The 18,871-nt window shown below is 60.6% G+C and carries 16 protein-coding genes; 7 read left to right on the top strand and 9 right to left on the bottom strand.

Annotated elements, in window-relative coordinates; all coding sequences use genetic code 11:
• Positions 1–2 precede the first annotated feature (2 nt).
• The 3 genes from recF (at position 3) to LCH64_RS15910 (ending at position 5,776) form a co-directional block, all read left to right on the top strand.
• Complete coding sequence (gene recF / locus LCH64_RS15920) at positions 3–1,106, top strand: DNA replication/repair protein RecF (protein WP_103522166.1); 1,104 nt, start codon at positions 3–5, stop codon at positions 1,104–1,106.
• A gap of 5 nt (positions 1,107–1,111) precedes the next feature.
• Positions 1,112–3,529, top strand: a complete 2,418-nt coding sequence (gene gyrB / locus LCH64_RS15915) for a DNA topoisomerase (ATP-hydrolyzing) subunit B (protein ID WP_103484001.1) — start codon at positions 1,112–1,114, stop codon at positions 3,527–3,529.
• 144 nt (positions 3,530–3,673) lie between these two features.
• A complete protein-coding gene (locus LCH64_RS15910) occupies positions 3,674–5,776 on the top strand; it encodes a DUF6311 domain-containing protein (RefSeq protein WP_226500713.1) in 2,103 nt (700 codons plus the stop codon).
• A gap of 39 nt (positions 5,777–5,815) precedes the next feature.
• On the opposite strand, the gene LCH64_RS15905 is transcribed toward LCH64_RS15910, so the two are convergent.
• Complete coding sequence (locus LCH64_RS15905) at positions 5,816–6,535, bottom strand: response regulator transcription factor (RefSeq protein WP_201136173.1); 720 nt, start codon at positions 6,533–6,535, stop codon at positions 5,816–5,818.
• A 168-nt stretch (positions 6,536–6,703) separates the two neighbouring features.
• Between LCH64_RS15905 and LCH64_RS15900 the strand changes: the two genes are divergently transcribed.
• Positions 6,704–8,236, top strand: a complete 1,533-nt coding sequence (locus LCH64_RS15900) for a HAMP domain-containing sensor histidine kinase (protein ID WP_103483998.1) — start codon at positions 6,704–6,706, stop codon at positions 8,234–8,236.
• A 168-nt stretch (positions 8,237–8,404) separates the two neighbouring features.
• Here LCH64_RS15900 and LCH64_RS15895 read toward each other — a convergent pair whose 3' ends face one another.
• The 4 genes from LCH64_RS15895 to glyQ all read right to left on the bottom strand — a co-directional run bounded on the left by LCH64_RS15895 (position 8,405) and on the right by glyQ (position 12,815).
• Complete coding sequence (locus LCH64_RS15895; RefSeq protein ID WP_003220219.1) at positions 8,405–9,184, bottom strand: lysophospholipid acyltransferase family protein; 780 nt, start codon at positions 9,182–9,184, stop codon at positions 8,405–8,407.
• 82 nt (positions 9,185–9,266) lie between these two features.
• Positions 9,267–9,806, bottom strand: a complete 540-nt coding sequence (gene gmhB / locus LCH64_RS15890) for a D-glycero-beta-D-manno-heptose 1,7-bisphosphate 7-phosphatase (protein ID WP_177434763.1) — start codon at positions 9,804–9,806, stop codon at positions 9,267–9,269.
• A gap of 4 nt (positions 9,807–9,810) precedes the next feature.
• The gene (gene glyS, locus LCH64_RS15885; RefSeq protein ID WP_226500712.1) at positions 9,811–11,865 is read right to left on the bottom strand and encodes a glycine--tRNA ligase subunit beta; all 2,055 of its coding nucleotides are present in this window, start codon (positions 11,863–11,865) and stop codon (positions 9,811–9,813) included.
• Positions 11,862–12,815 carry a glycine--tRNA ligase subunit alpha gene (glyQ, locus tag LCH64_RS15880; RefSeq protein WP_003187265.1) on the bottom strand — a complete coding sequence of 318 codons (954 nt, stop codon included), beginning with the start codon at positions 12,813–12,815 and terminating at the stop codon, positions 11,862–11,864. The genes glyS and glyQ overlap by 4 nt, the downstream gene beginning before the upstream one ends.
• Positions 12,816–12,896: 81 nt before the next feature.
• Between glyQ and LCH64_RS15875 the strand changes: the two genes are divergently transcribed.
• From LCH64_RS15875 to LCH64_RS15865, 3 genes are all read left to right on the top strand, one after another.
• The gene (locus LCH64_RS15875) at positions 12,897–13,454 is read left to right on the top strand and encodes a DNA-3-methyladenine glycosylase I (protein ID WP_003220226.1); all 558 of its coding nucleotides are present in this window, start codon (positions 12,897–12,899) and stop codon (positions 13,452–13,454) included.
• Positions 13,455–13,494: 40 nt separating this feature from the next.
• Complete coding sequence (locus LCH64_RS15870; RefSeq protein ID WP_003220227.1) at positions 13,495–14,382, top strand: lysophospholipid acyltransferase; 888 nt, start codon at positions 13,495–13,497, stop codon at positions 14,380–14,382.
• A 110-nt stretch (positions 14,383–14,492) separates the two neighbouring features.
• A complete protein-coding gene (locus LCH64_RS15865; RefSeq protein ID WP_003220229.1) occupies positions 14,493–14,732 on the top strand; it encodes a PilZ domain-containing protein in 240 nt (79 codons plus the stop codon).
• Between the two features lies 1 nt (position 14,733).
• Here the strand turns inward: LCH64_RS15865 and LCH64_RS15860 are convergent, their stop codons facing one another.
• The 4 genes from LCH64_RS15860 to fmt all read right to left on the bottom strand — a co-directional run bounded on the left by LCH64_RS15860 (position 14,734) and on the right by fmt (position 18,866).
• The gene (locus LCH64_RS15860) at positions 14,734–15,048 is read right to left on the bottom strand and encodes a tetratricopeptide repeat protein (RefSeq protein ID WP_103483994.1); all 315 of its coding nucleotides are present in this window, start codon (positions 15,046–15,048) and stop codon (positions 14,734–14,736) included.
• A 152-nt stretch (positions 15,049–15,200) separates the two neighbouring features.
• Positions 15,201–16,577: a Trk system potassium transporter TrkA gene (trkA, locus tag LCH64_RS15855; protein WP_003220233.1), complete on the bottom strand. Its 1,377-nt coding sequence runs from the start codon at positions 16,575–16,577 to the stop codon at positions 15,201–15,203.
• A 22-nt stretch (positions 16,578–16,599) separates the two neighbouring features.
• Positions 16,600–17,910: a 16S rRNA (cytosine(967)-C(5))-methyltransferase RsmB gene (gene rsmB, locus LCH64_RS15850; RefSeq protein WP_226500711.1), complete on the bottom strand. Its 1,311-nt coding sequence runs from the start codon at positions 17,908–17,910 to the stop codon at positions 16,600–16,602.
• Positions 17,907–18,866 (bottom strand): methionyl-tRNA formyltransferase, encoded by a 960-nt coding sequence (gene fmt, locus LCH64_RS15845; protein ID WP_103521331.1) that lies wholly within the window; start codon positions 18,864–18,866, stop codon positions 17,907–17,909. The genes rsmB and fmt overlap by 4 nt, the downstream gene beginning before the upstream one ends.
• Between the last annotated feature and the right edge of the window lie 5 nt (positions 18,867–18,871).

The following is an 18,871-nucleotide window of genomic DNA, read 5'->3' as shown; positions in this document are numbered from 1 at the left end:
GGATGTCCTTAAGTCGTGTTTCGGTCACCGCGGTGCGCAATCTGCACCCGGTGACCTTCTCCCCCTCCCCCCGCATCAACATCCTTTACGGCGCCAACGGCAGCGGCAAAACCAGTGTTCTGGAAGCCATTCATCTGCTGGGGCTTGCCCGTTCGTTTCGTAGCACGCGGCTGTTGCCGGTCATCCAGTACGAACAACTCGCCTGCACCGTATTCGGTCAGGTCGAATTGGCCGAGGGTGGCCACAGTGCGTTGGGGATATCTCGCGACCGTCAGGGAGAGTTCCAGATCCGCATCGACGGGCAGAACGCCCGCAGCGCCGCGCAACTGGCAGAAATCCTGCCGTTGCAGCTGATCAACCCCGACAGCTTTCGCCTGCTCGAAGGTGCGCCGAAGATTCGCCGGCAGTTTCTCGATTGGGGTGTGTTCCACGTCGAACCGCGTTTCATGTCGACCTGGCAGCGTTTGCAGAAGGCCTTGCGCCAGAGAAACTCCTGGCTGCGGCATGGTACACTTGACGCCGTTTCGCAAGCGGTTTGGGACAGGGAACTGTGCCAGGCCAGCGCTGAAATCGATGAATACCGCCGCGCTTACATCAAAGCCTTGAAACCAGTCTTTGAACAAACCTTGAGCGAACTGGTTGAGCTTGAAGGTTTGACGCTCAGCTATTACCGAGGCTGGGACAAGGACCGGGAATTGAGTGCCGTACTGGCTGGCTCCGTGCAACGGGACCAGCAAATGGGTCATACCCAGGCCGGACCGCAGCGAGCTGATTTGCGTCTTAGATTGGGTGCACACAATGCCGCGGACATCTTGTCCCGGGGTCAGCAGAAACTGGTGGTCTGTGCCTTGCGAATTGCCCAGGGGCATCTGGTGAGCCAGGCCCGACGCGGCCAGTGTATTTATCTGGTGGATGACTTGCCGTCCGAGCTGGACGAGAGCCACCGTCGCGCGCTGTGCCGCTTGCTGGAAGACTTACGCTGCCAGGTGTTCATCACCTGTGTAGATCACGAATTATTGAGGGAAGGCTGGCAGACGGAAACGCCAGTCGCTCTGTTCCACGTGGAACAGGGCCGTATCACCCAGACCCACGACCATCGGGAGTGAAGGCATTGAGCGAAGAAAATACGTACGACTCAACGAGCATTAAAGTGCTGAAAGGCCTGGATGCCGTACGCAAACGTCCCGGTATGTACATTGGTGACACCGACGATGGCAGCGGTCTGCACCACATGGTGTTCGAGGTGGTCGACAACTCGATCGACGAAGCCCTCGCTGGCCACTGCGACGACATCAGCATCATCATCCACCCGGATGAGTCCATCACCGTCAAAGACAACGGCCGTGGCATCCCGGTAGACGTGCACAAAGAGGAAGGCGTTTCCGCCGCCGAGGTCATCATGACCGTCCTCCACGCTGGCGGTAAGTTCGACGACAACTCCTACAAGGTATCCGGCGGTCTGCACGGTGTAGGTGTTTCGGTAGTGAACGCCCTGTCCGAAGAGCTGGTACTGACCGTACGCCGCAGCGGCAAGATCTGGGAGCAGACCTACGTCCACGGTGTACCTCAGGCGCCGATGGCGATCGTTGGCGACAGCGAAACCACTGGTACCCAGATCCACTTCAAGGCTTCCAGCGAAACCTTCAAGAACATTCACTTCAGCTGGGACATCCTGGCCAAGCGCATTCGTGAACTGTCCTTCCTCAACTCCGGTGTCGGCATCGTCCTCAAGGACGAGCGCAGCGGCAAGGAAGAGCTGTTCAAGTACGAAGGCGGCCTGCGTGCGTTCGTTGAATACCTGAATACCAACAAGACTGCGGTCAACCAGGTGTTCCACTTCAACATCCAGCGTGAAGACGGCATCGGCGTGGAAATCGCCCTGCAGTGGAACGACAGCTTCAACGAGAACCTGTTGTGCTTCACCAACAACATTCCGCAGCGCGACGGCGGTACTCACCTGGTGGGTTTCCGTTCCGCACTGACGCGTAACCTGAACAACTACATCGAGCAGGAAGGTCTGGCGAAGAAGCACAAAGTCGCCACCACCGGTGATGATGCCCGTGAAGGCCTGACCGCGATCATCTCGGTGAAGGTGCCGGATCCGAAGTTCAGCTCGCAGACCAAAGACAAGCTGGTGTCTTCCGAAGTGAAGACCGCGGTCGAGCAGGAGATGGGCAAGTACTTCTCTGACTTCCTGCTGGAAAACCCGAACGAAGCCAAGCTGGTCGTCGGCAAGATGATCGACGCGGCCCGTGCCCGTGAAGCGGCGCGCAAGGCCCGTGAGATGACCCGCCGCAAAGGCGCGCTGGACATCGCCGGTCTGCCGGGCAAGCTCGCTGACTGCCAGGAAAAAGATCCTGCGCTGTCTGAACTGTACCTCGTGGAAGGTGACTCCGCGGGCGGCTCTGCCAAGCAGGGGCGTAACCGCAAGACCCAGGCGATCCTGCCGCTGAAGGGCAAGATCCTCAACGTCGAGAAAGCACGCTTCGACAAGATGATCTCGTCCCAGGAAGTGGGCACGCTGATCACCGCACTGGGCTGTGGTATCGGGCGCGAAGAGTACAACATCGACAAGCTGCGCTATCACAACATCATCATCATGACCGATGCTGACGTCGACGGTTCGCACATCCGTACCCTGCTGCTGACCTTCTTCTTCCGTCAGTTGCCGGAGCTGATCGAGCGCGGCTACATCTACATCGCCCAGCCGCCGCTGTACAAGGTCAAGAAAGGCAAGCAAGAGCAATACATCAAAGACGACGACGCCATGGAAGAGTACATGACGCAGTCGGCCTTGGAAGATGCGAGCCTGCACCTGAACGAAGAGGCCCCGGGCATTTCCGGTGAAGCGCTCGAGCGTCTGGTCAACGACTTCCGCATGGTGATGAAGACCCTCAAACGTCTGTCGCGCCTGTACCCGCAGGAACTGACCGAGCACTTCATCTACCTGCCGGCCGTGAGCCTGGAAATGCTTGGCGACCACGCCAAGATGCAAGACTGGCTGGCTCAGTACGAAGTACGTCTGCGCACCGTCGAGAAGTCGGGTCTGGTCTACAAGGCTAGCCTGCGTGAAGATCGTGAACGTGGCGTGTGGCTGCCAGAGGTCGAGCTGATCTCCCACGGCCTGTCGAACTACGTCACCTTCAACCGCGACTTCTTCGGCAGCAACGACTACAAGACCGTCGTCACCCTCGGCGCTCAACTGAGCACCCTGCTCGACGACGGCGCGTACATCCAGCGTGGCGAGCGCAAGAAAGCAGTTACCGAGTTCAAGGAAGCCCTCGACTGGCTGATGGCCGAAAGCACCAAGCGCCACACCATCCAGCGCTACAAAGGTCTGGGCGAAATGAACCCGGATCAGCTGTGGGAAACCACCATGGACCCAAGCGTGCGCCGCATGCTGAAAGTCACCATCGAAGACGCCATTGGCGCAGACCAGATCTTCAACACCCTGATGGGTGATGCGGTCGAACCTCGCCGTGACTTCATCGAGAGCAATGCGCTGGCGGTTTCCAACCTGGACTTCTGATCCAGGTCAGTGACCGTTCGGGCACCCTCTAGGGCGGCCTGCCAAAGCAAGAGAAAGCCCGCGCAAGCGGGCTTTTTTTTACGTACGATACAGCTCGATTTCTGCCTGCACATTGACGGGCGCATGACAAATGGACGTTTATCGATGAAGGATCTGGTCAAACGCTTGCCGGTCAATCTTTTACCTCTATTGATGGGCGTGCTGGCCTTTCTGATTGTCGTTGGCCCCAGAGCGCTGAATCCGCAAAACATCGCATGGCTGAGCAGTGGCGATCCGGCTACGCATTATTTGGGGTGGGTGTTTTTCAGGAATGCGCCTTGGTCATTTCCTGTCGGACTCAATCCGTCGTACGGGCTGGAACTGAGCAACGCCATCGTATTTTCGGATTCAAACCCGCTCTTTGCGTTGCTCTTCAAGCCGTTCGCAGCGTTATTGCCCGAACCGTTCCAATATTTCGGTTTCTGGTTCCTGATGTGTTTCATGCTCCAGAGTTGGTTTGCGTGGAAGCTGATGGGTTTGGCCAGCGACCATCTGATCGTGCGCTTGCTCGGTTCGGCGCTCTTTCTCTTCGCTCCCGCGATGATTCTTCGGATGGGCGAGCACTTGTCCCTCGCGGGGCATTTTCTGGTCCTGGCCGCTTTGTATCTGGCCCTGCGCCCTTCTACCCGTAAACAATCCTTTGCCTGGGCAGCTTTGTTGGTTGCATCGGCGCTGGTGCATGCCTATCTGCTGGCTATGGTCGCGTTGATCTGGCTGGCGGATTTGCTGGCGAGAACCATCAAACGCCAGCTGACGCCGGGGAAAGCCTTTGCCGAACTGGCCGGCATCCTGGTGCTGACGGGTTTCTGCTGCTGGCAGGCAGGCTATTTCAGTGTCGATAGTGCTGGACTCGGTTTAATCGGGTTTGGATTGTTGCGCGCCAATGTGCTGACCTTCTTCGACTCTGCCGGATGGTCCTACGTACTGGGTGATTTGCCCGGCGTACCGGGCGATATCGATGGGCTGGCTTTTCCAGGGCTGGGGGTGCTTTTTCTAACCGTTTGCGCGCTGCCGTTGCTGTTGTCGGGTCGCAGTCAGTTCCTTTCTGTTATTCGTCCGCGTTGGGTGTTATTGCTCGCCCTGTTCGGGCTGATGATCTATGCGTTTTCCAATAATGTCGGCATTGGTCCCTTCGAACTCCACTATTGGCTACCGGAATTCATCATCGCGAAAGCCGGTGTTTTCCGCGCAGCTGGCCGGATGATCTGGCCCGTCATGTACGCGACGATCTTTGCGGTGCTGTTTGTGATTGTGCGTGGTTACAGGTCTCGTACTGCGGTCCTGTTATTCGCGACAGCACTCGTGCTGCAGGTGGTCGATACCCGTGCGGGCTGGGAAACCATTCGCAGCAAACTGATGGCCTCCCCCAGCGCGCAATGGAAAACCCCATTGGTTGATCCTTTCTGGAGCATCGCAGCGTCGCACTATCAAAAGGTGCGATGGATCAAGCCACAAAGCTATTCGACCCATTGGATAGAACTTGCCGATTACGCGGGTAAATACCATCTCGCAACGGACGCGGTTTATCTGGGAAGAGTGAATTATGCGTCTCTGCAGTCCGCGCAGAGCGCGGCAGCCAAGGTCATTGCATCAGGACGTTTCGAGGCTGATTCCCTCTACGTTCTCGATCAGCGTTCAACGCTTCAAGCGGCATTCACCATCGATCGAAGTACCGATTCGCTGATAAAAGTCGACGGTTTTCAGGTGCTCGCACCGGGTTGGAAACGCTGTTCCGAGTGCCCACAATTTCCTGAAGCCGATTTGCACGAGCTGATCCCCGCGGTCAGGCTCGGCGAGAGAATCCAGTTCACGGAAGGAAGTACGGGGAGTACCGCGCTTGCCAAAGGCTGGTGGGACTCCGAAGCATGGGGCACCGGTTCAGTCGGCAAAGAGGCTGAAGTGATACTCAGACCCAGCGCAGATGTGAGCGCTGTGTCGCTCGAAACCAATACCTTCGTGACCCAGGCCTACCCACGCCAGGCAATGGAGATCCGTATTAATGATATCCAGGTCCTTGGCGCCAGCCTGACCACCGCTTCCAACACATTCGACATTACGCTCCCGGCCGAAGCACGAGCGTCGATAGCGCGCGAAGGCTTCATGCGTCTCAAGTTCAATCTTCCCCTCGCCATCAGCCCTCGTGAATTGGGTATGGGCGATGATGAGCGTGAACTGGCAATCGGGCTATTAGGGCTGACGCTTCATTGATCTCTTGTCGGGCTGCCGAAGGCTACGATGCGGTGGGCTTTATTCCTGAGCTGGCGTTACGCTTTCCAATCGATAGCCATAACCATAAATGGTCAGCAACTGCCAACCCCGATCCGCCGTCAGCCCCAGTTTGTTGCGCAGGCGATAGATGTGCGTATCCAGTGGCCGTGACGACGCCACTTCTTCATGGGGCCAGAAGCGTTCGTATAGGTACTCGCGCGACAACGGCCGACCCAGGTTACTGAACAGGCAGCGCGCCAGGCGGTATTCACGCTCGGTCATGATGACTGCCTTGCCCTCGCGGGTGACGCTCAGTTCGGCATCGTCGAATGTCAGGTCATTGAAGGTCAGAACTTCGGCAGCGGTACTGCGTTGCTGACTATGCCGGCGCAGTACGGCGGCGACTCGGGCTTTCAACTCGTTGGGGCGGAACGGTTTGCTCACGTAATCGTCGGCACCGGCGTTCAGCGCCTGGACGATATCGCTTTCGCCGTCGCGGCTGGTCAGCATGATCGCGGCGGGTGGCGACTCCATGTGCTCACGGGTCCAGCGCAGCAGCGCCAGGCCCGTCAGGTCGGGCAGTTGCCAGTCCAGTATCAGCAGGTCGAAGGTGTCCCGGCGCAACTGGCGCAGCAGGTCCTCGCCCCGCTCAAAGCTGTGCAGCGACCAGGGCTGGTCTCCCGCCGCAGCCATCTGCTGCAGGGTTTGCTCGACCCGACGCAGTTCGGCGGGTTCATCGTCCAGTATCGCAACGCGCATACGCGTGGGTTCCTTGTTGCTTGGGCAGTGGCCGGCCACCATAACGGCTTGGCCTGTGCGGTGAAAGTAAGCAATCCACCATCGGTCGTCGTCCGCTATGATTCTTCGGATCTACATCCTCAGACCTGTGACCCATGAAACCATTCACTGTCACCTGCCCTGTTTGTCATGAATAGCCCGCGTCGGCGTGAAAGCCGCGAGCCGAGTCAGGTCCAGCGCCTGTTTCGGCGGCTGGTCCGTGAGTGGTTGTGGATAAGTCTAGTGTTGTTGCCGCTGACTGCCTTGTTGTCGTATCGCGCCCAGATCAATCTGCACGACACGTCGCCAGGCTTGAGCGCATTGCTCTCGGTGGGGCTGGTGGCGTGTGTCCTCGGCTTGCTGCTGTGGCGCCCGCGCTGGGCGATCTGGGTAACATTGGGCGGGGTGGCGTGCGTGTTGCTGGCCAGCGCCGGGCTGGCGGAAGTCCGGCACTGGTGGTCACCGACCCCATCGGCGCTCGGCATGTTGTTCGGTTACCTGATCTGGAACTGGCGGCGCCTGAGCGTGGTGCTGACGTACTTTGGCTGGGAGCTGGCGCGGCTGGATCGCGAGCCGAAAGTATTTCCGGAACGGCGCCGCGCGCAATTCACCAGCGCTGATCAGCTGCAGGGCCAGATCATGGCGCTGGAGCAAGCCATGAGCCGCACCCGCGATACCCGGCGCTTCATTGCCGACGGTCTGGAGTACCTGCCGGTGGCGACGCTGATCAGCGATCCCAAGGGGCAGATTCTCTTGGGTAATCGCAAGGCTCGGGTATTGTTCGATCACCCGCTGGTGGGCGGCGACGTTCTCGAGCAACTGGCCCGTCTCGGTTACCCGGAGTTGTCCACAGAACCGCGCCCGGCATTGTCCACCCTGGCACTGCTGGAGTTTCGCGATCACAAGGAGCGCAGCCTGCGTCTGGAGCGGGCGGCATTGCTGCCGGTGGACGGCGATACTCCCATTGGCTGGCTGCTGAGCCTCACCGACCTGAGTGCCGAACGCGCCGCTGAAGAACAGCGCAGCGTACTGCTGCGTTTTCTGTCCCACGACCTGCGGGCCCCGCATTCGGCGATCCTTGCTCTGCTCGATGTGCATCGCCATCAGGCCGGAGCGGATTCACCGCTGTTCGAGCAGATCGAGCGCCAGGTCCGCCGCGCGCTGGAATTGACCGATGGCTTCGTGTTGCTGGCGCGGGCGGAATCCGAGGCTTACCAGTTTCAGCCCAGCCTGTTCGCGATGCTGGTGCTGGACGTGCTGGATCAGGCGTTGCCCATCGCCCAGCAGAAAAGCATCAAACTGCTGCACACGATGGACGAACAATCTCAGGAGCGTCTGATCAACGCAGATCAAGGCCTGCTGACCCGCGCCTTGTTCAACCTGTTGGAAAACGCCATCAAGTACAGCCCGGCCGACACAACGATCGAGTTGAGTGTCAGTTGCCAGGGCGACTGGTTGCGCTGTGAACTGAGCGATCAGGGCAAAGGCATCGCCGCCGAGGAATTGCCGGATCTGTTCATGCAGTACCGACGCTTTTCATCGGCGCAAGGTATCGATGGTGTGGGTTTGGGGCTGTCGATGGTCAAGGCAGTGGTCGATCATCATGGCGGCAGCATCGAGTGCCACAGCATCGTCGATCAAGGCACCACGTTCAGGCTGCAGTTACCGCTGATCGCGGAGTGAACAGGCACAAAAAAACCGGCTATATCAGCCGGTTTTTTTACTTCCGAAAAAAACTTATGCACCTTTTACGGTGCTTTATGAGCTTGAGAAATATATAGGTAAATCAGTCACTTAAATTAAAGATTCAGGCCTTTTCAACAAAACCGTACACAGGTTATCCACAAAATCTCAGACAGCCATCTGATCACTGGCTGCGGGCGCCTGCGGTGCCGGCGGAAGCGAACCCATTTCGCGCTGAGTCCGTTCGTTCCAGGCTTGTACCCGGTCGTTCAGATCGGCGATGGCGCGCGGGCCAGTGCCTTCGGCATACATCGGCTCGCCGATGACCACGGTGATCACGCCCGGTTGCTTGCCCCAGCCGATTTTCGGCCAGAATTTGCCGGCATTGTGTGCAATCGGCAGTACTGGAAGCGCCGCATTCACCGCCAACGCGCTGCCACTGCGGGAGAACTTGCCGACGGTGCCGTAAGGAACGCGGGTGCCTTCAGGGAAGATCAATACCCAGACGTTATCCTTGAGCAGTTCATCGCCTTTGGCGGCCACTTGCTTGAGTGCCGCTTTCGGGTTGTCGCGGTCAATCGCGATCGGCCGCAGCATGGCCATGGCCCAGCCGAAGAACGGCACGTACAGCAATTCACGCTTGAGCACCTGGCTCAAGGGCGAGAAATAAGCGGAGAGAAAGAACGTCTCCCAAGTGCTCTGGTGGTTCGACTGAATCACGCAGGGCCGGTCCGGCACGTTTTCCGCGCCTTTGATCTCGTAACGAATGCCGAGAAACACCTTGGTCAACCACAAGGCGCAACGGCACCAGTACACGTTGATGAAACGATAGCGCGCCTTGAACGGCAAAAAGGGCGCGATAAAAAAGCTCAGGCTGCACCACAGCAAGGCAGTGGTGCCCAGCAGCAGGTAAAAGAGGAAGATTCTGATGGCCTGCAGTATCGACATGGCGACGTTTACCGTTACGGGCGATGCCCGACTGTTCAAGCGCACTCCCGATCAATCCCTGGTCAGGAACTTCAGAAGCACTCTAGTTGTGGATAAGTTCTGCGGCAATCGCCGCCAGATCGTCAAAAATCAGGGTGCCGACCGGAAGGGTCTTGCCCAGAGTTTTTTCGCCTTTCCCGGTCTTTACCAAAACGGGCTGTGAATCGACGGCTTTGGCGGCCTCCAGGTCACCAAGGCTGTCGCCGACGAACCAGACATTCGTCAGCGCCACGTTGTAATGCTCGGCGATGGTTTTCAACATCCCCGGTTTCGGTTTGCGGCAATCGCAACCCTCATCCGGGCCATGCGGGCAGTACACGATCAGCCCGACTTCACCGCCCTGCTCCGCCACCAGCTCGCGCAGGCGCGCGTGCATGGCATCGAGGGTGGCGAGGTCGTAATAGCCGCGAGCAATGCCCGACTGGTTGGTGGCCACCGCCACCGTCCAGCCGGCCTTGCTCAACTGCGCAATCGCTGCGATCGAGCCGGGCAAAGGAATCCACTCCTCCACCGACTTGATATAAGCGTCGGAGTCGTAATTGATCACTCCGTCCCGATCGAGAATCAGCAGTTTCAACAGCAGTCCCTCAACCCAGCAGCGAAATGTCGGCAACCCCGAGGAACAGACCACGCAGGCGCGCCAGCAGCGCGTAGCGGTTGGCCCGGACCTTGGCGTCTTCGGCATTGACCATGACGGCGTCGAAGAACGCGTCTACCGGCTCACGCAATGCAGCCAGACGTGCCAGCGATTCGTTGTACTGACGCGCTGCGGCCATTGGCTGCACCGCCTGATCCGCTTGCTGGATCGCCGAGTACAGCGAGAACTCGTTGGCGTTGTCGAAGTATTTGGCTTCGACCACGGTCGGCACCGAGCCTTCGACTTTGCTCAACAGGTTCGACACACGCTTGTTGACCGCCGCCAGCGCTGCAGCTTCCGGCAGTTTGCGGAAGGCTTGTACCGCTTGTACACGCTGGTCGAAGTCCAGCGCCGAACCCGGCTTCAGCGCACGTACCGACAGGTAAGTGGCGACATCAACGCCTTCGTCTTCGTAACGCGCACGCAGACGGTCGAAGATGAATTCCAGTACCGAGTCCGACAGACCGGCAGCCTTGACCTTGGCACCGAACGCGGCCACGGCGAAAGCCACAGCATCGTTCAGATCGAGGTCGAGTTTTTTCTCGATCAGGATGCGCAGCACACCCAGTGCCGCACGACGCAGGGCATACGGGTCTTTGCTGCCGGTTGGCAGCATGCCGATACCGAAGATGCCGACCAGGGTGTCGAGCTTGTCGGCGATTGCGACGGCCGCACCGGTCAGGGTCGCCGGCAGTTCAGCACCGGCACCGCGTGGCATGTACTGCTCGTTCAGCGCCAGCGCGACGTCTTCCGGCTCGCCGTCATTGAGCGCGTAGTAGTAACCGGCGACACCTTGCATCTCCGGGAACTCGCCGACCATTTCGGTGGCCAGGTCGCACTTCGACAGCAAGCCGGCACGGGCCGCCCACGAAGCGTTGCCGCCGATACGTGCGGCGATGTACGCCGCCAGTTTCGACACGCGCTCGGCCTTGTCGTAGACGCTGCCGAGTTTTTCCTGGAACACCACGTTCTGCAGGCGCAGGTTGAAATCTTCGAGTTTCTGCTTCTTGTCTTGCTTGAAGAAGAACTCGGCGTCGGTCAGGCGTGGGCGAACCACTTTCTCGTTACCGGCGATGATCTGCTGCGGATCCTTGCTTTCGATGTTGGCGACGGTGATGAACCGTGGCAGCAACTTGCCGTCGGCATCCAGCAGGCAGAAATACTTCTGGTTGTCCTGCATGGTGGTGATCAGTGCTTCCTGCGGCACGTCGAGGAAGCGTTCCTCGAACGAGCACACCAGCGGCACCGGCCATTCGACCAGCGCGGTCACTTCATCGAGCAACGCCGGCGGCACGATCGCGGTGCCTTCCTGACGGGTCGCCAGCTCTTCGGTGCGCTTGCTGATGATCTCGCGACGCTCGTTGGCATCGGCCAGGACATAAGCGGCACGCAGGTCGGCCAGATAGCTCGACGGCGAACCGATGCGCACGCTTTCCGGGTGGTGGAAACGGTGACCACGAGAATCGCGGCCAGCCTTTTGCGCGAGGATCGTGCAGTCGATGACCTGGTCACCGAGCAGCATCACCAGCCACTGGGTCGGACGCACGAACTCTTCCTTGCGCGCCCCCCAACGCATGCGTTTCGGGATCGGCAGGTCGTTCAGCGAATCTTCGACGATGGTCGGCAGCAGGCTCGCGGTCGGCTTGCCGGCGATGTTCTGGCTGTAGCGCAGTTTCGGACCGCTCTGGTCGATTTCGCTCAGCTCGACGCCGCACTTCTTGGCAAAGCCCAGGGCTGCCTGAGTCGGGTTGCCCTCAGCGTCGAACGCAGCCTGACGCGGCGGGCCGTCGAGGTTGATGCTGCGATCCGGCTGCTGTGTGGCCAGCGCCGTGATCAGCACGGCCAGACGACGCGGTGCGGCGTAGACGGTTTTGCTTTCGTAGCTCAGGCCGGCAGCTTGCAGGCCCTTGTCGATACCGGCGAGGAACGCTTCAGCCAGGGTGTTCAGGGCTTTGGGTGGCAGTTCTTCGGTGCCCAGTTCAACCAGAAAATCTTGAGCACTCATTGTGCAGCCTCCAGCTTGGCCAGTACTTCGTCACGCAGGTCCGGGGTCGCCATCGGGAAGCCCAGCTTGGCGCGGGCCAGCAGGTAGGCTTGCGCAACGGAACGCGCCAGGGTGCGCACGCGCAGGATGTATTGCTGACGCGCGGTCACCGAGATCGCCCGGCGCGCATCCAGCAGGTTGAAGGTGTGCGAGGCCTTCAGGACCATTTCGTAGCTCGGCAACGGCAGCGGCTGGTCGAGTTCGATCAGGCGCTTGGCTTCGCTTTCATAGAAGTCGAACAGTTCGAACAGTTTGTCGACGTTGGCGTGTTCGAAGTTGTAGGTGGACTGTTCCACTTCGTTCTGGTGGAACACGTCGCCGTAGGTCACCTTGCCGAACGGACCGTCGGCCCAGACCAGGTCGTAGACCGAATCCACGCCCTGCAGGTACATGGCCAGACGCTCGAGACCGTAAGTGATCTCGCCGGTCACCGGGTAGCATTCGATGCCGCCGGCCTGCTGGAAGTAAGTGAACTGGGTCACTTCCATGCCGTTGAGCCAGACTTCCCAGCCCAGACCCCAGGCGCCGAGGGTCGGCGATTCCCAGTTGTCTTCGACGAAGCGAATGTCGTGGACCAGCGGGTCCAGGCCGACATGCTTGAGCGAGCCCAGGTACAGTTCCTGGAAGTTGTCCGGGTTCGGCTTCAGGACGACCTGGAACTGGTAGTAGTGCTGCAGACGGTTCGGGTTTTCCCCGTAGCGGCCGTCAGTCGGACGGCGGCTTGGCTGCACGTACGCGGCGTTCCAGGTTTCCGGGCCGATGGCGCGCAGGAAGGTCGCGGTGTGGAAAGTGCCGGCGCCTACTTCCATATCGTAGGGCTGAAGTACCACACAACCTTGCTCGGCCCAGTATTGCTGGAGCGCGAGGATCAAGTCTTGGAAGGTACGCACGGCTGGCGTAGGCTGGCTCACGAAATTCACCTGTTTCTTGGGCTGCGATTTAAAGAGCGGGAGTATACCCGATTCAGTCGCACCTCCACCCCCTGGAGCCTTATGCCACGCTGCTTTTGGTGTACCGAAGATCCGCTGTACATGGCTTATCACGATCAGGAGTGGGGCACGCCGCTACGCGATGCGCAGGGTTTGTTCGAGTTGCTTTTGCTCGAAGGGTTCCAGGCCGGCCTTTCCTGGATCACCGTGCTGCGCAAACGCGAGCGCTACCGCGAGGTGTTGTACGGCTTCGACGTGCAGCGCGTGGCGCAGATGAGCGACGCGGAAATCGCTGAGTTGATGCTCGATCCGGGGATCATCCGCAACCGCCTCAAACTCAATGCCGCCCGGCGCAACGCCCAGGCCTGGCTGGCGCTGGAAGATCCGGTAGCCTTCCTCTGGTCATTTGTCGGTGACAAACCGGTCATCAATCATTTCAAGGATCGCAGCGAAGTCCCGGCCATCACCCCCGAAGCCGTGGCGATGAGCAAAGCCCTGAAAAAGGCCGGATTCACCTTCGTCGGCCCGACCATTTGCTACGCGCTGATGCAGGCCTCGGGCATGGTCATGGATCACACTCAGGACTGTGATCGCTACGCGCAGCTGGTCAACGGCGGTTAGAATGGCCGCCTCGCGCACAGCACAAAATCAGGAGTGACCTGTGGAAAAGTTTAAAGGCGCCTTGCTGGTAGGCGCTCTGCGGCTGTTTGCCCTGCTGCCATGGCGGGCCGTGCAGGCCGTGGGTTCGGCGATCGGCTGGATCATGTGGAAAACCCCCAACCGCTCCCGCGACGTGGTGCGGATCAACCTCGCCAAATGTTTTCCACAGATGGACCCGGCCGAGCGCGAGCGCCTGGTCGGCCAGAGCCTCAAAGACATCGGCAAGTCCCTGACCGAAAGCGCCTGCGCGTGGATCTGGCCGGCCCAGCGCTCCATCGATCTGGTGCGCGAAGTCGAAGGCCTCGACATCCTCAAGGAGGCGCTGGCCTCGGGTAAAGGCGTGGTCGGCATCACCAGCCACCTGGGCAACTGGGAAGTGCTCAACCACTTCTATTGCAGCCAGTGCAAACCGATCATTTTCTACCGCCCGCCGAAGCTCAAGGCGGTGGATGAATTGCTGCGCAAGCAACGCGTGCAACTGGGCAACAAAGTCGCCGCTTCCACCAAGGAAGGCATCCTCAGCGTCATCAAGGAAGTGCGCAAAGGTGGTGCAGTGGGCATTCCGGCTGACCCGGAACCGGCCGAATCCGCCGGGATCTTCGTGCCGTTCTTTGCCACCCAGGCGCTGACCAGCAAATTCGTGCCGAACATGCTCGCCGGCGGCAAAGCGGTCGGCGTGTTTCTGCACGCCCTGCGCCTGCCGGACGGTTCCGGCTACAAAGTGATCCTCGAAGCGGCGCCGGAAGCCATGTACAGCACCGATACCGAGGAATCCTGCGCGGCCATGAGCAAGGTGGTCGAGCGCTATGTCGCGGCATATCCGAGCCAGTACATGTGGAGCATGAAGCGTTTCAAAAAGCGGCCGCCGGGCGAAGCGCGCTGGTACTGAGCAAGTTGGCACACTCTGTGGATAACCTGTAGAAGCTGCCGCAGGCGGCGATCTGTTGATCCTGCCTCTGCGGCTTATCCACAGCCTCGTTCATTCAAGGGCGCATAAAGATGTCCGAACACTGCAAATCTTTCCGCATCAAGATCACCCACGACAGCTTCGGCGAATGCCTCGGGCAGACGCGCAATCTGTCCACTACGGGGGTCTACGTCCAGCATCCGCGCCTGGCTTCGCTGCCCAAGGGCGCTGTGGTTTACGGGCAAGTGCAGGGCTTGCCCACCGGCGCGCCACGGGTGCGAATGGAAGTGGTGACGGTGGATGCCGAGGGCATCGGCCTGCGCTATCTCTAGCTTATTGCGCCTGACGATCGAGCTTCTTCAGAAACACCGCCATCTCCTTCTCGGCCTGCTTGTCGCCATGGGCGCGGGCGGCTTCCAGACCTTGTTCCCATGCCTGCCTTGCGGCGGCGTGATCGCCTAGTGCGAGTTGCGCCTTGCCCAATAGCTTCCACGCCGCCGAGTACTTCGGGTCGAAGCCGACACAGCGCTGGAAATGTTCGGCGGCTTTGGCGTTCTCGCCCAAATCCAGATAACCCTTGCCGAGGCCGAAGCGCAGCAATGAGTTATCCACACCCTTGGCGAGCATTTTTTCCAGGGATTCGAGCATGGGCAGAGTCCTTTTCTGTGGAGTGACAGGTGTTGATCGGTGTCAGTTACACCGCTTTCGCGAGCAAGCCCGCTCCCACATTTGGAATGCGTTCCCCTGTAGGAGTGAGCCTGCTCGCGATGGGGCCAGGTCTGATCACCCAGTAATCCGGATCAGAAGAAGCTGAGACCCACATGAAACAGCTTCTCCACATCGCGGATATGCTTTTTATCCACAAGGAACAGAATCACATGGTCACCGGTTTCGATCACCGTATCGTCGTGGGCGATGATCACTTCTTCGTTGCGGATGATCGCGCCAATCGTGCTGCCCGGTGGCAGGCCGATTTTCTCGATCGGTCGGCCGATGACCTTGCTCGACTTCGCATCACCGTGGGCAATCGCCTCGATGGCTTCCGCCGCGCCCCGGCGCAGTGAGTGCACGCTGACGATATCGCCACGCCGTACGTGGGCCAGCAGCGTGCCGATGGTCGCCAGTTGCGGGCTGATGGCGATGTCGATGTCGCCGCCCTGGATCAGGTCGACGTACGCTGGGTTGTTGATGATCGTCATCACCTTCTTCGCGCCCAGGCGTTTGGCCAGCAACGACGACATGATGTTGGCTTCGTCATCGTTGGTCAGGGCGAGGAAGATGTCGGCGTCGGCGATGTTCTCTTCCAGCAGCAGATCACGGTCCGACGCGCTGCCCTGCAACACCACGGTACTGTCGAGGGTATCCGAGAGGTAGCGGCAGCGTGCCGGGTTCATCTCGATAATCTTCACCTGATAGCGGCTTTCGATGGCCTCGGCCAGGCGCTCGCCGATCTGCCCGCCGCCGGCAATCACGATGCGCTTGTAGGTTTCGTCGAGGCGGCGCATTTCGCTCATCACCGCGCGAATATTCTCACGGGCGGCGATGAAGAAGACTTCGTCATCGGCCTCGATCACCGTGTCGCCTTGCGGCAGGATCGGTCGGTCACGGCGGAAAATCGCCGCGACACGCGTCTCGACATTCGGCATGTGTTCGCGCAGCTGGCGCAGCTGTTGGCCCACCAGCGGCCCGCCGTAATAGGCGCGCACCGCCACCAGTTGCGCCTGGCCTTCGGCGAAGTCGATCACTTGCAGCGCGCCCGGATGCTGGATCAGGCGTTTGATGTAGTTGGTCACCACCTGCTCGGGGCTGATCAGCACGTCGACCGGAATCGCTTCGTTCTGGAACAGCTGTTCTTCGCGATTGAGGTAGGACGCTTCGCGCACCCGGGCGATTTTGGTCGGGGTGTGGAACAGCGTGTGCGCGACCTGGCAGGCGACCATGTTGGTCTCGTCGCTGTTGGTCACCGCCACCAGCATGTCGGCATCGTCGGCGCCGGCCTGGCGCAGCACCGACGGCAGCGAGCCGCGGCCCTGAATGGTGCGGATGTCGAGGCGGTCGCCGAGGTCGCGCAGGCGCTCGCCGTCGGTGTCGACCACGGTGATGTCGTTGGCTTCGCTCGCCAGGTGTTCAGCCAGCGAACCGCCGACCTGCCCCGCACCGAGGATGATGATTTTCATCCAGTCACTCCATTGAATCCGTTTAGCCGCGCGCGGCAGCGATCTTGATCAGCTTGGCGTAGTAGAACCCGTCATGCCCGCCCTGCTGGGCCAGCAATTGGCGACCATGGGGCTGTTTGATCCCGGCCGTGGTGGCCAGATCCAGCTCGCGGGCACCGGGCGTGCGCTCAAGGAACGCGGCAATGACTTCGGTGTTCTCGGTGGGCAAGGTCGAGCAAGTGGCGTAGAGCAGGATGCCGCCGACTTCGAGGGTTTTCCACAGGGCGTCGAGCAGCTCGCCTTGCAGCAGCGCGAGGGCGGCGATGTCGTCGGCCTGACGGGTCAGTTTGATGTCCGGATGGCGGCGGATCACGCCGGTGGCCGAGCATGGCGCGTCGAGCAGGATGCGCTGGAACGGTTTGCCGTCCCACCACGCGGCGGTATCGCGACCGTCGGCAGCGATCAGTTCGGCGCTCAGGCCCAGTCGTTCAAGGTTTTCCTTTACGCGCACCAGACGTTTGGCTTCCAGATCCACCGCCACCATGCCGGCCAGCGCCGGTTCGGCTTCGAGGATGTGGCAGGTCTTGCCACCGGGGGCGCAGCAGGCGTCGAGCACTCGCTGGCCCGGCGCCAGATCGAGCAGATCGGCGGCCAGTTGCGCGGCTTCGTCCTGCACACTGATCCAGCCTTCGGCAAAACCCGGCAGGCTGCGCACGTCGGCGGCGGCTTCAAGGACGATGCCGTCGCGGCTATAGACGCAGGGCGTGGCAACGATGCCGGCGTCGCTGAGCAAGCCGAGGTAGGCGTCGCGGCTGTGATGCCGGCGGTTGACCCGCAGGATCATCGGCGGGTGCGCGTTGTTCGCGGCGCAGATCGCTTCCCATTGCTCCGGCCAGAAAGCTTTCAGGGATTTTTGCAGCCAGCGCGGGTGGGCGGTGCGCACCACCGGATCGCGCTCCAGCTCGGCAAAAATCGTCTCGCTTTCGCGCTGGGCATTACGCAGCACGGCGTTGAGCAGACCCTTGGCCCAGGGCTTTTTCAGCTTGTCGGCGCAACCGACGGTTTCGCCGATGGCCGCGTGCGGCGGCACGCGGGTGTAGAGCAGTTGATAGAGACCGACCAGCAGCAGCGCCTCGACATCGGCGTCGGCAGCCTTGAACGGCTTCTGCAGAAGCTTTTCCGCCAGCGCCGACAGCCGTGGCTGCCAGCGCGCGGTGCCGAACGCCAGATCCTGGGTGAAGCCGCGATCACGGTCTTCGACCTTGTCCAGTTGCGTCGGCAGGGAGCTGTTCAACGAAGCCTTGCCGCTGAGGACGGCAGCGAGTGCCTTGGCGGCAGCCAGACGCGGGTTCATTGCGCGTCCACCACGGCGCCGAGCACGGTACCGACGGCGAATTTCTCGCGACGGCTGTTGAACAGGTCGCTGAAGTTCAGCGCCTTGCCGCCGGGCAGTTGCAGACGGGTCAGGCACAGCGCCTGCTCACCGCACGCGACGATCAGGCCGTCCTTGCTGGCGCTGAGGATTGCACCCGGCGCGCCTTTGCCGTCAGCCAGGGTCGCGGCCAGTACTTTCAGCGCTTCACCGTTGAGGGTGCTGTGGGTAATCGGCCAGGGATTGAAGGCGCGTACCAGACGCTCCAGCTCAACCGCCGGACGGCTCCAGTCGAGGCGCGCTTCGTCCTTGTTCAGTTTGTGGGCGTAGGTGGCGAACTCGTCGTTCTGTACTTCGCCTTCGAGGGTTCCGGCGGCCAGGCCTGCAATCGCCTGGACCACGGCGGGCGGGCCCATTTCGGCGAGACGGTCGTGCAGCGTGCCGCCCGTGTCGTCGGCGCTGATCGGGGTCACGACCTTGAGCAGCATCGGCCCGGTGTCGAGGCCGGCTTCCATGCGCATCACGGTCACGCCGCTTTCGGCATCACCGTGTTCCACGGCGCGCTGGATCGGCGCCGCACCGCGCCAGCGTGGCAGCAGGGAGGCGTGGCTGTTGATGCAGCCCAGACGCGGAATATCCAGCACCGCTTGCGGCAGGATCAGGCCGTAGGCGACCACCACCATCAAGTCCGGTTTCAGCGCGGCCAGCTCGGCTTGAGCGTCAGCGTTGCGCAGGGTCGGCGGCTGCAACACCTGGATATTATTTTCCAGGGCCAACTGTTTGACCGGGCTCGGCATCAGTTTTTGCCCGCGACCGGCCGGACGATCCGGTTGGGTGTAGACCGCAACGATCTCGTAAGGGCTGTTCAGCAGGGCCTTGAGGTGTTCGGCGGCAAATTCCGGGGTACCGGCAAAAACGATGCGCAGTGGCTCAGTCATGAAGG

This window comes from Pseudomonas sp. MWU16-30322 (assembly GCF_020515535.1).
GTDB classification, from domain to species: domain Bacteria; phylum Pseudomonadota; class Gammaproteobacteria; order Pseudomonadales; family Pseudomonadaceae; genus Aquipseudomonas; species Aquipseudomonas fluorescens_H.
Note: the sequence above shows the minus strand (reverse complement) of the source record. Positions and strands in the feature narration are given on the sequence as shown.

What these genes read in the sequence shown, in the direction of transcription:
- LCH64_RS15865 (WP_003220229.1), top strand. Translation starts at nt 14,493, where the DNA reads ATGTCCGAACACTGCAAATCTTTCCGCATCAAGATCACCCACGACAGC.
- trkA (WP_003220233.1), bottom strand. Translation starts at nt 16,577, where the DNA reads ATGAAAATCATCATCCTCGGTGCGGGGCAGGTCGGCGGTTCGCTGGCT.
- recF (WP_103522166.1), top strand. Translation starts at nt 3, where the DNA reads ATGTCCTTAAGTCGTGTTTCGGTCACCGCGGTGCGCAATCTGCACCCG.
- LCH64_RS15900 (WP_103483998.1), top strand. Translation starts at nt 6,704, where the DNA reads ATGAATAGCCCGCGTCGGCGTGAAAGCCGCGAGCCGAGTCAGGTCCAG.
- fmt (WP_103521331.1), bottom strand. Translation starts at nt 18,866, where the DNA reads ATGACTGAGCCACTGCGCATCGTTTTTGCCGGTACCCCGGAATTTGCC.
- LCH64_RS15895 (WP_003220219.1), bottom strand. Translation starts at nt 9,184, where the DNA reads ATGTCGATACTGCAGGCCATCAGAATCTTCCTCTTTTACCTGCTGCTG.
- rsmB (WP_226500711.1), bottom strand. Translation starts at nt 17,910, where the DNA reads ATGAACCCGCGTCTGGCTGCCGCCAAGGCACTCGCTGCCGTCCTCAGC.
- LCH64_RS15910 (WP_226500713.1), top strand. Translation starts at nt 3,674, where the DNA reads ATGAAGGATCTGGTCAAACGCTTGCCGGTCAATCTTTTACCTCTATTG.
- LCH64_RS15860 (WP_103483994.1), bottom strand. Translation starts at nt 15,048, where the DNA reads ATGCTCGAATCCCTGGAAAAAATGCTCGCCAAGGGTGTGGATAACTCA.
- LCH64_RS15905 (WP_201136173.1), bottom strand. Translation starts at nt 6,535, where the DNA reads ATGCGCGTTGCGATACTGGACGATGAACCCGCCGAACTGCGTCGGGTC.
- LCH64_RS15875 (WP_003220226.1), top strand. Translation starts at nt 12,897, where the DNA reads ATGCCACGCTGCTTTTGGTGTACCGAAGATCCGCTGTACATGGCTTAT.
- glyS (WP_226500712.1), bottom strand. Translation starts at nt 11,865, where the DNA reads ATGAGTGCTCAAGATTTTCTGGTTGAACTGGGCACCGAAGAACTGCCA.